The organism is Burkholderia seminalis DSM 23518 (assembly GCF_902832885.1).
GTDB lineage: Bacteria > Pseudomonadota > Gammaproteobacteria > Burkholderiales > Burkholderiaceae > Burkholderia > Burkholderia seminalis.
Window position 1 is genome coordinate 299,756 of sequence record NZ_CADFDK010000001.1, and the last position, 12,718, is coordinate 312,473.

Sequence of the window (12,718 nt, forward strand, 5' to 3'; positions counted from 1 at the left end):
GTCGGCGTGGCATTGTCGTTTGAAGCGGGCGCCGCGCGGCATGGCTGCCGCACGGCACGCGACCGCTTATTCGCCTTCGGCGGCGATCACCTGCGCGGCGGCGTTGATCACCGACGCGATGCGGCCGACGTCGCGCAGCTGCGTGACGGTCATGCCTTGCTCGTTCTTCAGCAGCGCATAGTGCGACTTCACGCAGAAGTGGCACTTGCCGACGATCGACGCGGCGAGCGCGTACATCTCGAACTTGCGCTTGTCGACACCGCCGTGCGTCGCATACGCGCCCATCCGCAGCTCGGCGCGCTGCGTCTTCAGGTCGGCGTCGTCGGCCATCTCGACATACGGATACCAGGTGTTGTTCATCCCCATCAGCGCGGCCGCCGTCAGCACGGCGTTCGTCTCTTCGGGCGACAGGACGCCGGCTTCGCGGATCGTCTTGATGAGCACGGTGCTCTTCGCCGCGATGGCCGCCGCCAGCGCGACGCCCACCGCGTCGGTGCCTTCGAGCGACGAGCGCGAGATCGTGCCGTCGAGGTTCAGGCGAATGTCCTTCGCGTAATCGGGGATTCGTGCCTTAATCGAGTCGATGAATTCCATTGATATCTCCTATGGGTTGGCCGTTAAAAAAGCCCGCAGGCAGGACGTGCGCCGCGGGCTTCGTGCATCGATGCGCTTACAGCGTTGCGCCGCCGACTGCACGGTTGCACGGGCACAGTTCGTCCGTCTGCAGGCCGTCCAGAATGCGCAGGACTTCTTCCGGGCTGCGGCCGACGTTCAGGTTGTTCACCGAAACGTGCTGGATCGTGTTGTCCGGATCGACGATGAACGTTGCACGCAGGGCCACGCCGGCTTCCTTGTCGCGCACGCCGAGCTGGTCGATCAGCTCGCCCTTGACGTCGCCGAACGAGTAGTGGTTCAGCTTGTCGAGGTCCTTGTGCTCACGGCGCCATGCGAGCTTGACGAATTCGTTGTCCGAGCTGCCGCCGAGCAGGACGGCATCGCGCTCTTCGAACTGCTTCGTCAGCTTCGCGAACTCGACGATTTCCGTCGGGCACACGAACGTGAAATCCTTCGGATAGAAGTAGATGATCTTCCACTTGCCCGGGAACGACGCTTCGGTGACGGTCTCGAACGCCGACTGGCCGTTTTCCTCGTGATTGTTGAAGCCCGGCTTCGCGGCTACGACGGTGAAAGCTTCGAGTTTATCGCCCACGGTTTTCATGCGGATACTCCTGTGTGAATGGGGAAGAAGACTGAGTCAAGCTACCTCGGTGCTGCAACGATGATGTGACAGCATGAGGCAAACTATAACACTATTAGTAAAACACTTCAATAGATTTTAACTAACGATCCTCATAGCTTTTTTCAACCGGATCGATAGTGTGACGCGCGGGAGGCAGGCGCGAGCGTGTCACGCGGTCGCACGCGCCTTGCCGGCGCCGGGGAATTCGAGCGTGACTTCGAGGCCCGCGTCGGGGTTCCGGTTGCGCAGGCGCAGCGCGCCGCGATAGCGGCCGACGAGCCGCAGCACGATCGCCATCCCGAGGCCCGTGCCGTCCGCCTTGGTGCGTGCGGTGTCGACGCGGTAGAACGGGCGCATCACGAGCGGCAGCTGATCCTCGGGGATGCCGGGGCCTTCGTCGCTCACCGACAGCTCGACGCGCGCATGCGACACGCGGGTCTCGACCGTGATGCGCGAGACGCCGTCCTGCTTGCTCTGGCCATACTTGCGCGCATTCTCGACGAGGTTGCCGATCACGCGGCGCATGTCGGTCTCGTCCGCTTCGATGATCGCGCTCGGCGCGAGCCGCGTGCGGATCTCGACGCCGTCCTCGCCCGAGACGCGCGCGGCGACTTCCTGCGCGATCGACGACAGGTCGACCGGCTCGGGCTTGCGCTGCGACGGGCGCGCGTAGTCGATGAAGGCCGCGATGATGCGGTCCATCTGCTCGATGTCGTCGACCATCGCGTCCTTGGTCGCCTGGTCGGACGGGCTCATCTCGGTTTCGAGCCGCAGCCGCGCGAGCGGCGTGCGCAGGTCGTGCGAGATACCCGCGAGCATCAGCGCACGGTCGGCCTCGAGCTGTTCGAGGTCGCGCACCATCTGGTTGAAGCTGCGGTTGGTGTCGGCCGCGACGCCCATCCCGCGCTCGGGCAGCGGTTCGGGCGCCTGGCCCGAACCGACCTGGCGCGCGGCGAGCGCGAGCCGCGAGAACGGCCGGTTCACGAGGCTGGTGATGAACGCGGAGCCGAACAGCGACAGCGCGAGCGCGAACAGCCCCCAGCCCGCCCATTGCAGGCCCGTGACGTTGTCGAGCTGGTCGCGGTCGAGCGCGACCCAGTAATCGTCGTCGTCGATCTTGAAGCTGATCCACACGCCGGGAATGTCGTTGACCGACTGCGCGATCACGGTATCGTCGCCGAGGCGGCTGCGGATGTCGTGTTCGATCAGGCGGTTCAGCGATTCGTCGGGCTGCAGCTTGAACTTGTCGGTCTTTTCGCGCGGGTAGACGCGCACGCCCTCGTTGCTCTCGAGATCCTGCAGCAGCGCGCGCCGCAGATCGGGATCGGAATAGAGCAGGGCGGTGCGCGTGAGCTTGACGACCGCGACGAGCTGCAGCGCGACGCGCTGCGCGCGCGGCTCGCGCTCGATCACGCGAAAGCTCTGGAACCACGCGGCGAGACTGACCGAGATCAGCAGCGCGATCAGCAGGAAGGTGCGCCAGAACAGCCCGCCGAACGCGAGCTGCAGGAGGCGCCGGTCGATACGCATGGGACGGGCCGTGGACGGGCGAAACCGGGAGGGAGAAAGGTCAGGCGGCGCCGTCCGGGATGAACACGTAGCCGAGGCCCCAGACGGTCTGGATGAAGCGCGGGCTGCCCGGATCCGGTTCGATCAGCTTGCGCAGGCGCGAGATCTGCACGTCGAGGCTGCGGTCGAACACTTCGTATTCGCGGCCGCGCGCGAGCTCCATCAGCTTTTCGCGCGACAGCGGCTGGCGCGGATGACGCGCGAACACTTTCAGCACCGAGAATTCGCCGGTCGTCAGCGGGATTTCCTGGCCGGACTTCGTCAGCGTGCGCGTGGCGAGATTCAGCGAGAATTCGCCGAACTCGAACACCTCGGTGGTTTCCGACGGTGCGCCCGGCAGTTCGGCCGGCGCCTGGCGGCGCAGCACCGCATGAATGCGCGCGACGAGTTCGCGCGGATTGAACGGCTTCGGCAGGTAGTCGTCGGCGCCCATCTCGAGGCCGACGATGCGGTCGACGTCCTCGCCCTTCGCGGTGAGCATGATGATCGGCGTGCGGTCGTTGCTGCCGCGCAGGCGGCGGCAGATCGACAGGCCGTCCTCGCCCGGCAGCATCAGGTCGAGCACGAGCAGGTCGAAACGCTCGCGTACCCAGAGCTTGTTCATCGCGGTCGCGTTTTCGGCGACGTATACGTTGAAACCCTGTTCGCCGAGATAGCGGCGCAGCAGATCGCGCAGGCGAGGGTCGTCGTCAACGACGAGAATCTTGGAGGGGTTTTTCGTTTCCATGATCGGCATCTTATCGCGAATGGGAATTGACGCACGGCCACGTATTTTCGTGCGTTACAGTCGGTTACAAAATTTACCCGTAGTGTCGCGCCGAGTAAAGGCAGGCTATATAGATTCCTTTACTCGAAGCCGAAATTCGGTAGATACTCCCTGCACTCCATCTTTCATCTTTGTACACCCGATTTCCGCAGGGTTTTTCAAGTACCAGAGGTAGCCGGTTGCCGCGTGACGAAGGGAACAAATCGACCAAAGAAGCGAGGACGGTCATGCGATCTTTCCGGATTGCACTGACGCTGACGATCGCGCTCGCCGGTCCGTATGCGTCGAACTTCGCGTATGCGCAGCGCCCCGAGCAGGGCGCACCGTCGCGCAAGCTGCCGCGCGGCAAAGCGCCGCAGCCCGACCGTGCCGCCGAGGCGGCGGTTCGTTCCGCCGTGCCCCCCGATCTCGAACAGCGCCGCCGCGACGGGCACATGACGCCCGAAGAGCGGCACCTGTTGCGCCAGCACATCGAAGACGCCGTTCGCGAGTTGTACAAGCGCTGACACGTGCCGTCCTTGCCCTGCGCGGCCCGCCCCGCGCAGAAAGAATTCGTAGCACTTTTTCGGTCAACTTTCGCGTGCCGAATGCCGTTGTACCGGCATCCGCACCGCCGGTGCGTTCCGGGAGAGTCCATGACGATGAAAGCGAACGCTGCCATACCGGCGTCGTCGCCTGCCATGCAGTCGCCGCTCGATGCCGACGACGCGCTGTTTTTCCTCAGTCGCACCGGTTTCTCTCCCGCGCCCGCCGACGTCGCGCGTGTCGTCGGCATGACGCGCGCGCAGATCGTGGCCGACACGCTCGGCAGCGTGCGCCGCGAACCGGTGACGACATGGCCCGACTGGATCGCCGAGCCGCCGCCGACGCGCGCGCAGCGCCAGGCGCTGACGCCCGACATGCGGCGCGACGAGCAGCGCGAGCGCAACCGCCGCTACGATGAATTGCGTGCCGCCTGGGTCAACGAGATGGTCGTCACGCCGTCGCCGCTGACCGAGCGCATGACGCTGTTCTGGCACGGGCACTTCACGTCGGGCCAGGACAAGGTGCCTTACCCGCAGACGATGGCCGCGCAGAACGCGCTGTTTCGCCGCGAGGCGCTCGGCAACTTCGGCACGCTGCTGCATGCGGTCGCGAAGGATCCGGCGATGCTGCAGTATCTCGACGGCGCGAGCAATCGCAAGGGGCGTCCGAACGAGAATTTCGCGCGCGAGGTGATGGAGCTGTTCACGCTCGGCGAAGGGCATTACACGCAGGTCGACGTGACCGAGGCCGCGCGCGCGATGACGGGCTGGACGATCGATCCCGATACGCTGCGCTTCGAGGTGCGGCCCGACACCCACGACGCCGGCGAGAAGACGATTCTCGGCGAAACGGGGCCGTTCGACGGCGACGGCTTTCTCGACATCCTGCTGAAGCGGCCGGGCACCGCGCGTTTCATCGCCGCCAAGTTGTGGCGCGAGTTCGTGTCCGACACGCCCGATCCGGGGGCGCTCGATACGGTCGCCGACCGGTTCCGCGCGAGCGGTTACGACATTCGCGCGGCGCTCGCCGCGCTGTGGTCGACCGACGCGTTCTGGGATCCGCGCAACCGCGGCGTGCTCGTCAAGTCGCCGGCCGAGTTCGTCGTCGGGTCGGTGCGGCTGTTCGACGTGGCGTACGGCGATCCGCAGATGCTCGCGAACACCGTGCGCACGCTCGGGCAGAACCTGTTCTATCCGCCGAACGTCAAAGGCTGGCCGGGCGGTGCGCTGTGGATCAACAGCACCACGCTGCTGTCGCGCAAGCAGTTCGTCGAGCAGTTGTTCCGCGCGACGGAGACGGCCGGCATGCGCGTGCCCGCGCATCCGATGGCGCCGCCGCCGAATGCGTGGACGCATGCGATGCCGGTGGCCGACATGGCGTCCGCGGCCGGCATGCGCGGCACGCCGGCCAGGCCCGCGCGCGGCGGGCTGCGGTTCGACCTCGAACGCTGGCTCGCGCAATATCGCGCGCGGCCGCAGGCAATCGCCGGATTGTCGACCGAGCTTCAGTTGCAGCACGCGGTGCTGCAACTGTCGCCGGTCGCGGCGATCGACACGGATTCGACCGGCAGCGCGTATCTCGAGGCGCTGCTGATGGATCCGGCCTATCAGCTGAAATGATGCAAACAACGACGAAGCGGGGCGCCGCCGCGGCAAACGTGCCGGACGGCGAACCAAAGGATGCGCGATGAACCGACGTGATTTTCTGACGCTGACCGGCGCCGCGGCCGCGGCCGGCGTGTCGATGTGGCAAGCGCCCGCGATCGCCGCTTCCGCGGCGCAGGCGGGGCGGCAACCGGCGGCCGGGTACGCGAACGTGCTGATTCTCGTCGAGCTGAAGGGCGGCAACGACGGCCTCAATACGGTGGTGCCGTACGCGGACCCGCTGTATTACCAGTTCCGGCGCAGCATCGGCATCAAGCGCGAGCAGGTGCTGCAGCTCGACGCGCACACGGGGCTGCACCCGTCGCTCGCGGCGTTGATGCCGCTGTGGCGTGACGGGCAGGTCGCGGTCGTGCAAGGCGTCGGTTATCCGCAGCCGAACCTGTCGCATTTCCGTTCGATCGAGATCTGGGACACCGCATCGCGCTCCGACCAGTATCTGCATGAAGGGTGGCTGACGCGCACGTTCGCGCAGGCGCCCGTGCCGCCCGGTTTCGCGGCGGATGGCGTCGTCCTCGGCAGCGCGGAGATGGGGCCGCTGTCGAACGGCGCGCGTGCGATCGCGCTCGTCAACCCCGCGCAGTTCATCCGGGCGGCGCGGCTCGCCGAGCCGTCGTCGCTGCGCGAGCAGAACCCGGCGCTCGCGCACATCATCGACGTCGAGAACGACATCGTGAAGGCGGCCGACCGGCTGCGGCCGCGCGGCGGCATGCGCGAGTTCAGGACGGCCTTCCCGGCCGGCGCGTTCGGCACGTCGGTGAAGACCGCGATGCAGGTGCTGGCCGCGTGCGAGGCGTCCGGGCCCGGCGCGCAGGATGGCGTCGCGGTGCTGCGTCTGACGCTCAACGGTTTCGATACGCACCAGAACCAGCCGGGGCAGCAGGCTGCGTTGCTCAAGCAGTTCGCGGAAGGGATGAGCGCGATGCGTGGCGCGCTGATCGAACTCGGGCGCTGGAACCAGACGCTCGTGATGACGTATGCGGAATTCGGGCGGCGGGTGCGCGAGAACCAGAGCAACGGCACCGATCACGGTACGGCCGCGCCGCATTTCGTGATGGGCGGCCGCGTGGCCGGCGGGCTGTACGGCGCGCCGCCCGCGCTCGGCCGGCTCGACGGCAACGGCAACCTGCCGGTCGCGGTCGATTTCCGCCAGCTTTATGCCACCGTGCTCGGGCCGTGGTGGGGGCTCGACGCGACGCGCGTGCTGCAGCAGCGCTTCGACACGCTGCCGCTGTTGAAGGCGTGACGCGTAAGGGTCAGCGGCGCCGCGACGCGCGCCACGCGATCCACAGTTTGCGGATCGGCGTGAGCGCGATGCGCTGGTGCAGCACCTGGTAGCCGTCGCGCTCGATTTCGTCGAGCAGCGCGCCGGCCAGCGCGATCTGCGCGCGCAGCGTGCGCTGCGCGCGGCGTTCGGACGCGGGGATCGCCGCGTCGGCGGCGGCGAGCGCTTCGCGCGCGCGGGCCGTCTGGAATTGCAGCAATTCGGTGAAGGCCGGGCTGTAGCGGCGATTCAGCAGATCGGCCGCGGTCACGTTGTAGCGCTGCAGTTCGTCGATCGGCAGGTAGATGCGGCCGTGGCGCGCGTCGTTGCCGAGTTCCTGCACGAACTGCGCGAGCATCAGCGCGCGGCCGGCCTCCGCGGCCCACGGCTGCGGGTCGGCCGGGTTCGCGGCACTTGCGCGCGCAACCAGTGACGCGAACGTGCCGCCCGCCTGAGCGATGTAGCGCTGCAGGTTCGCGAAATCGAGGTAGCGCGCCTGTTCGAGATCCATCCCGTAGCCGTTGACGAGCGTGCGCAACGCATCGGCCTCGGCCGCGATCGCCGGGTGATGCTGCGCGAGTGCCTTCGTGACGGGGTGCGACGGCTGCCCGTCGGCCAGCGCCGCGAGTTCCTTGTGCCACCACGCGAGCTTCGTGTGTCCGACGGTCGGGTCGCTGGTTTCCTTGACGGTTTCCTCGAGTTCGCGGCGCAGCGCGAACAGCGCCGTCAGGCGCGGCTGCGTGGCGAGCGGCGCCTGACGCAGCGCGTAGTAGACGCTGGAGCCCGCGGGGGCGGCCTTTTGCTGACAGTAGTCGTCGAAGTTCACGGGCGGAATCGGTGGGGGCGGGTTCGGGGGACGCGCGGCGGCGCGGTGCCGAAACGTCGAGCGCGGCATTCTAGCATCGCTGCACGATGGGTGCCGGCGGGGCGAGACAAGGCCGCACGGATCGGGTAGAATCTCGCGCTCGCCTGATCGGGCGTGCCGGTTTTCGGGCCGGCATGAAAGTCCCGGGCGCGTGGCGCACGCATCTTGCGTGCCGCGCGGTCAGGCGACGGAAATGCGCGTGAGTGGCGAAATTGGTAGACGCACCAGGTTTAGGTCCTGACGCCCGCAAGGGTGTGCCGGTTCGAGTCCGGCCTCACGCACCAGAAGTCGGATACGCACCCGTCAAGGGGCGGTTCCCCAAAAAAGCGCTGCCGGTCGACTGACCGCAGCGCTTTTTTCGTTTGATGGCCGTTTTTCTTGCCGGGACGCAGGTCCATATGGACGCACACGGAAATTCGGTCGCGTGTAATGTGTCATATCGCGATCGAATACAAGAAGCGCAAATACACCGAGGGGCCGCCGATGAAGAACACCCTACCCATCCCGATTTCCGTTCTGGCGCTGATGCTGTCCGCGCCGGCCATGGCCAATACGCCGGCCGACAACGTCGCATGGAGCGCGAGGCCCGTGCAGACGGTTGCATCGCCGTCGGCATGCTCCGCGTATTCCGGGCGGATGACGTTGAACGGCGAGCCGTTGTCGACCGAGGGTGTGCTGAAAGTGCTCGGCACGTCGTTCGCTGGCGCCGCACTGGGTGCCGTCGTCGGCGGATATCAGGGCGCGGCGCCCAATCCGTGCCCGCGTCCCGGCCTGTGACCGGCGTGCGAGCGAATCGCGGGGTTCGCCGCTTCATCTGCAACAAGCCCGGTACCAGGCGCGCCTACTCCCAGAAACTCCGGATCGCGACCGCCACGATCACCGGCACCGAGAACACCAGCGGAATGGCGAAATACTGCGCTTCGCGATCGACGACCCAACTGTAGATCACCCACGCCGCGCCGATCGCGAACGTGATGAGGCCGACCGTGACGGCGGCGATGTTCAGGACCAGCTTCGACGGCTGGCGGCGCGTTCTGGTGTTGTCGTTGTCATCGCGCGGGGACGATTTCATCGGAAGAGTGCGGCCTCGAGCCGGAACAGGGGTAAAGGCACAGGAAACCCCATCCGCACGGATCGCGCAAGGGCCGGCGCGGGCCGGCCCCGTCACGTCCGTTCCCGCGCGTTACAACCCGAACGACGCAGCCAGTTCGTCCAGCAGCGCGCGCTGGAACGCGACGAACCGTTCACCCGGCTGCTGGGCGATCGCGAGATCGAGCATCGGATCGGCGACGTCGGTGCGAATGCCGGCCAGTTCCTCGACGATCGCGAGTCCGCAGAATGGCACGTATGCCTCCGAATAGCCGCCTTCGTGGACGATCACGAGCCGCCCGCCGCAATGGCGTTGCGCGGCCTCCTTCACCGCGCGCGTCGTGAACCGGTAGCTGTCGGTATGCAGTTGCATGCGCGCGAGCGGATCGACGGCGCTCGCGTCGAGGCCGCTTGCGATGACGATCAGCTCGGGCCGGAAGCGCTCCAGCGCAGGCAGCACGATTCGCTCGAACGCGTAGCGATACGCGTCGTCGCCGCTGCCGGCGAGCAGCGGCACGTTCAGGTTTGCGTCGATACCCGCGCCTTCGCCGCGATCGTCCGCGCCGCTGTAGCCGGGCGGAAAGCAGCGGTCCTGGTGCAGCGAGATCGTCAGCGTGTCCGGGTCATCGTAGTAGATCGACTGCGTGCCGTTGCCGTGATGCACGTCCCAGTCGATCACCGCGACGCGCTCGATGCCGTGTTTCGCGCGAGCGGCCTCGATGGCGATCGGAATGTTCGCCAGCATGCAGAAGCCCATCGGACGGTCGCGCAGGCAGTGGTGGCCGGGCGGCCGCGACAGCGAGAACGCGTTGGCCGCGCGCTCGCCGACGACCGCATCGACGGCCGCGATCGCGAGGCCGGCGGACAGCGCGGCGATCTCGTAGCTGCCCTTGCCGAACGGCGCGAGATCGCCGAGGTCGCCGCCATTCGCGTCGCTGAGTGCGCGGAACGCGTCGAGATAGTGCGCCGGATGAATGCGCAGCAGGTCGGTGCTCGTCGCCGGCTCGGCGCCGCGCAGGTCGAGTTGCGCGGCCAGGCCCGATGCCTGGACGAGCGACAGGAAGCGGCGCTTCGAGTCGGGCGATTCCGCGTAGCCCGCGCTCGACGGCGGCTGGACCCAGCCGCCGACCGGGAAGAACAGCGCGTGCGTGCCGCCGGTATGCCAGAAGGTGCGTTCGTCGGTGAAGAAGGCAGTGCGATTCATGGATGCGTGACCTGTCACGGTTGGGGGGAAGCGGAGGCGCGCGCGCGGCGATCGATATGGCGCAGCGCGGCGAACGACACGATCGCGACGGCCGTCGCGGCGATGAACAACGTGCGCATCGTGCTGCCGGCGTCGAGCATCAGCCCGGCAAGCAGCGGGCCGGCGGCAAGGCCGGCGCCGATCACGAAATTGAGCGTGGCGACGAGCCGGCCCGACGTGTCGATCTGCGCGACCGTCGCGAGGATGAACGGCAGCACGAACGTCCACGCGAACTTGAACGCGAAGATCGCCGCGCTGTAGCCGCCGGTGTCATGCATCGCGGCGAGCGCGACGAGCGACGCCGCGAGCAGCGCGTAACCGGCCGCGAGCATCGTGTGTCGCGCGAGCCGGCCGCCCGCGCACGACGCGAGCGCCGCGCCGGCGATCCCCATCACGCTCGCGATCGCGAGCACGTTGCCGGTCGACTGCGGATCGAGCCCGGCGTCGGCCGCCGCGCGGCTCGCGAACGTCCACACGCTGCCGATCGCGAGATAGAACGTCAGCACCGCGCCGATGGCGAGCACGACGCAGCTTCGCGGCGTCTGCATCGCATCGCCGCGTGCGGTGCGCGCGGCTGCCGTCCGCGTACCGAGCGACGACGGAAAGCCGCGCGACAACGGCGCCGCGAGCAGGGCGAGCCCGGCGAGCGCCACGTACAGCGCGCGCAGCCCGAACGCGGCGAACACGTGCGGCAGCACGAACAGGCCGATCGCCCCCGCGATCAGCTGGCCGACGACCCACAGGCCGTACACACGGTCGCTGTTCTCGCTCGTCGCCGCGCTCGTCATGCAGAGCACCATCAGCGAACCGCCGCCGAGCGCGGTGACGGCCCGCAGCGCGAGCAGCGCGGCGAAGCCGGGCATCCACAGTGCGGTCAGCAGGTTGCCCGCGCCGAACAGCGCGATCGCGAAGGCGGCGACGCGGCGCGCGTCGACCCGGCCGAGCCACAGGTACGACGGCACGGTCGCGAGGCTGAACGCACCGAGTTCGACGAAGAAGTAGGTGCCGATCTGCGACGCCGACAAGCCGAGTTGCGTCGCGAGCTGACCGGCCACGGCCGGTGCAACGAGCAGCAGGAGCGGCGTGATGGCCGCGAACACGACGAGCGCGGCGAGCGTCGAGCGGGCGAAGGCCGGCGCACGGCCGTCGGGCGAGCATGCGGCATCCGGGGACAGGGTTTTCATGGCGGGATCTCGTTGGGGGAAGTCAGAACAGGTGGTACATGCCGACCATCGCGCCGAACTGCGACGCGCCGGCGAGCGGCGTCGGGTCGTACTCGTAGACGGCTTGCGAGCTCTGGCCGCTGTTGCGCGCGTAGCCGAGGTTCACGTACGCGACCGTGCGTTTCGACAGCGCGTACGTGGTGCTCGCGATGAACAGCGTCGGGTGGCCGATGGCGGGCGTGTGCGAATCGGTGTGGTAGACGCCCGCGTTCAGGCCGATCCCGCTCGACGTCTGGTAGCGCGCACCGCCCCAGACGATCGTGCGCGCCGCGTCGAGGTCGCCGGTCAGGCGTTCGACGCCCGCATAGACGGTGAGCGGCAGCGTGGCGAACGCATAACGCGCGGCGAGCGTACCGAGTTCGCGGCGCCGCGCGGACGCGTCGTCGGCCGCCGACACGTCGCCGTGCGCCTGATGCAGCACCGCGCTGACCGACAGCCCGTTGCTCGTGTACTGGCCGCCGAGTTCGAGCACGCGTCCGGCGCGGGTATTGCCGGCGACGCCGGACGTCGCGGCGAGCGCCTCGACGTCGACACCCGCGAACGTCGGCGACTGGTACTTCACCGAATGGTCGATGAAGTTCGCCTGCATCGGCACGAGCACGCCCTGGCCGCTGTAAGACGCGTACCAGAGCGGGTCGTAGAACAGCGTCTTGTCGAACAGCACGCTGAACTGCCGGCCGAGCGTGACGGTGCCGACGGGCCCCGCGATGCCGACGTACGCGCCGCGGAAGAACGCGTAGCCCGGTGCGGTCGCGGTGCCGTCGTTGACGTTGAGGCCCTGTTCGAGCTTGAACAGCGCGCGCCAGCCGCCGCCGAGATCCTCGTGGCCCTTGATCCCGACCTGCGAAGGCAGGATGCCGTAGTTCTGCAACTGCACGGCCGAGTGGCGTCCGTCGGCATGCGTCAGGTATTGCACGCCGGCGTCGAGCGCGCCGTACAGGGTGAGGGCCGACTGCGCCTGCGCGGCGGCACTGCACGCGGCAAGCGTCGCGGTGGCCGCGGCCGTGCGGATGAAGCGGGATTTCGTCACGTGGGGTTCTCCATGCCGTGCTGCATCGGTGTGTCGTTGGTGTGGTCGCGACGCAGTGTCCGCAGCGGGAAAACCGTCGAACAGTCGTCCAGATGAACGGTGCGGAAAACCCGCGGTGCACGGCGTCGGCGCGGAGCGAAGCCGCGCAGCGGCGTGCTGCGGAGCAGCAACGTGCCGTGCACCGTTCAAATGGATGGGGCTGGCGCCCGTTCCGGCGCCGTGGCCCGCCAAAAAAGCCGCTGG

The 12,718-nt window shown here is 67.8% G+C and carries 13 protein-coding genes and 1 tRNA gene; 5 read left to right on the forward strand and 9 right to left on the reverse strand.

Annotation, left to right across the window (positions count from 1 at the left end; translation table 11 throughout):
• Positions 1-66 precede the first annotated feature (66 nt).
• The 4 genes from HWX00_RS01390 to ompR all read right to left on the reverse strand — a co-directional run bounded on the left by HWX00_RS01390 (position 67) and on the right by ompR (position 3,545).
• Positions 67-594 carry a carboxymuconolactone decarboxylase family protein gene (locus tag HWX00_RS01390; protein WP_011352388.1) on the reverse strand — a complete coding sequence of 176 codons (528 nt, stop codon included), beginning with the start codon at positions 592-594 and terminating at the stop codon, positions 67-69.
• A 76-nt stretch (positions 595-670) separates the two neighbouring features.
• Positions 671-1,219, reverse strand: a complete 549-nt coding sequence (locus tag HWX00_RS01395; RefSeq protein WP_006478563.1) for a peroxiredoxin — start codon at positions 1,217-1,219, stop codon at positions 671-673.
• A 189-nt stretch (positions 1,220-1,408) separates the two neighbouring features.
• Positions 1,409-2,770 carry an ATP-binding protein gene (locus HWX00_RS01400; RefSeq protein ID WP_034188781.1) on the reverse strand — a complete coding sequence of 454 codons (1,362 nt, stop codon included), beginning with the start codon at positions 2,768-2,770 and terminating at the stop codon, positions 1,409-1,411.
• Between the two features lie 40 nt (positions 2,771-2,810).
• The gene (gene ompR / locus HWX00_RS01405) at positions 2,811-3,545 is read right to left on the reverse strand and encodes an osmolarity response regulator transcription factor OmpR (protein WP_006478565.1); all 735 of its coding nucleotides are present in this window, start codon (positions 3,543-3,545) and stop codon (positions 2,811-2,813) included.
• A gap of 257 nt (positions 3,546-3,802) precedes the next feature.
• Here ompR and HWX00_RS01410 point away from each other — a divergent pair, with 257 nt between their 5' ends.
• From HWX00_RS01410 to HWX00_RS01420, 3 genes are all read left to right on the forward strand, one after another.
• A complete protein-coding gene (locus HWX00_RS01410; protein WP_069706296.1) occupies positions 3,803-4,081 on the forward strand; it encodes a hypothetical protein in 279 nt (92 codons plus the stop codon).
• 135 nt (positions 4,082-4,216) lie between these two features.
• Positions 4,217-5,719: a DUF1800 domain-containing protein gene (locus HWX00_RS01415; protein ID WP_175027210.1), complete on the forward strand. Its 1,503-nt coding sequence runs from the start codon at positions 4,217-4,219 to the stop codon at positions 5,717-5,719.
• Positions 5,720-5,786: 67 nt separating this feature from the next.
• Positions 5,787-7,007 (forward strand): DUF1501 domain-containing protein, encoded by a 1,221-nt coding sequence (locus HWX00_RS01420; protein ID WP_175027188.1) that lies wholly within the window; start codon positions 5,787-5,789, stop codon positions 7,005-7,007.
• Positions 7,008-7,017: 10 nt separating this feature from the next.
• Here HWX00_RS01420 and hpnD read toward each other — a convergent pair whose 3' ends face one another.
• The gene (hpnD, locus tag HWX00_RS01425) at positions 7,018-7,851 is read right to left on the reverse strand and encodes a presqualene diphosphate synthase HpnD (protein WP_034188778.1); all 834 of its coding nucleotides are present in this window, start codon (positions 7,849-7,851) and stop codon (positions 7,018-7,020) included.
• Between the two features lie 236 nt (positions 7,852-8,087).
• Between hpnD and HWX00_RS01430 the strand changes: the two genes are divergently transcribed.
• Positions 8,088-8,174, forward strand: a tRNA-Leu gene (locus tag HWX00_RS01430).
• 199 nt (positions 8,175-8,373) lie between these two features.
• Positions 8,374-8,667 (forward strand): hypothetical protein, encoded by a 294-nt coding sequence (locus HWX00_RS01435; RefSeq protein ID WP_175027189.1) that lies wholly within the window; start codon positions 8,374-8,376, stop codon positions 8,665-8,667.
• Between the two features lie 64 nt (positions 8,668-8,731).
• On the opposite strand, the gene HWX00_RS01440 is transcribed toward HWX00_RS01435, so the two are convergent.
• From HWX00_RS01440 to HWX00_RS01455, 4 genes are all read right to left on the reverse strand, one after another.
• Positions 8,732-8,962 carry a hypothetical protein gene (locus HWX00_RS01440; protein ID WP_034188777.1) on the reverse strand — a complete coding sequence of 77 codons (231 nt, stop codon included), beginning with the start codon at positions 8,960-8,962 and terminating at the stop codon, positions 8,732-8,734.
• Positions 8,963-9,073: 111 nt separating this feature from the next.
• On the reverse strand, positions 9,074-10,183 hold the full coding sequence (locus HWX00_RS01445; RefSeq protein ID WP_175027190.1) for a class II histone deacetylase: 1,110 nt from the start codon (positions 10,181-10,183) through the stop codon (positions 9,074-9,076).
• A gap of 14 nt (positions 10,184-10,197) precedes the next feature.
• Positions 10,198-11,406 (reverse strand): MFS transporter, encoded by a 1,209-nt coding sequence (locus HWX00_RS01450; protein ID WP_059561761.1) that lies wholly within the window; start codon positions 11,404-11,406, stop codon positions 10,198-10,200.
• 22 nt (positions 11,407-11,428) lie between these two features.
• Positions 11,429-12,475: a porin gene (locus HWX00_RS01455; protein WP_175027191.1), complete on the reverse strand. Its 1,047-nt coding sequence runs from the start codon at positions 12,473-12,475 to the stop codon at positions 11,429-11,431.
• Between the last annotated feature and the right edge of the window lie 243 nt (positions 12,476-12,718).

Bases quoted from the DNA above. Each gene is read 5' to 3' on its own strand.
- ompR (WP_006478565.1), bottom strand. From the start codon at position 3,545: ATGCCGATCATGGAAACGAAAAACCCCTCCAAGATTCTCGTCGTTGAC.
- HWX00_RS01390 (WP_011352388.1), bottom strand. From the start codon at position 594: ATGGAATTCATCGACTCGATTAAGGCACGAATCCCCGATTACGCGAAG.
- HWX00_RS01435 (WP_175027189.1), top strand. From the start codon at position 8,374: ATGAAGAACACCCTACCCATCCCGATTTCCGTTCTGGCGCTGATGCTG.
- HWX00_RS01445 (WP_175027190.1), bottom strand. From the start codon at position 10,183: ATGAATCGCACTGCCTTCTTCACCGACGAACGCACCTTCTGGCATACC.
- HWX00_RS01410 (WP_069706296.1), top strand. From the start codon at position 3,803: ATGCGATCTTTCCGGATTGCACTGACGCTGACGATCGCGCTCGCCGGT.
- HWX00_RS01450 (WP_059561761.1), bottom strand. From the start codon at position 11,406: ATGAAAACCCTGTCCCCGGATGCCGCATGCTCGCCCGACGGCCGTGCG.
- HWX00_RS01400 (WP_034188781.1), bottom strand. From the start codon at position 2,770: ATGCGTATCGACCGGCGCCTCCTGCAGCTCGCGTTCGGCGGGCTGTTC.
- HWX00_RS01415 (WP_175027210.1), top strand. From the start codon at position 4,217: ATGAAAGCGAACGCTGCCATACCGGCGTCGTCGCCTGCCATGCAGTCG.
- HWX00_RS01395 (WP_006478563.1), bottom strand. From the start codon at position 1,219: ATGAAAACCGTGGGCGATAAACTCGAAGCTTTCACCGTCGTAGCCGCG.
- HWX00_RS01440 (WP_034188777.1), bottom strand. From the start codon at position 8,962: ATGAAATCGTCCCCGCGCGATGACAACGACAACACCAGAACGCGCCGC.
- HWX00_RS01420 (WP_175027188.1), top strand. From the start codon at position 5,787: ATGAACCGACGTGATTTTCTGACGCTGACCGGCGCCGCGGCCGCGGCC.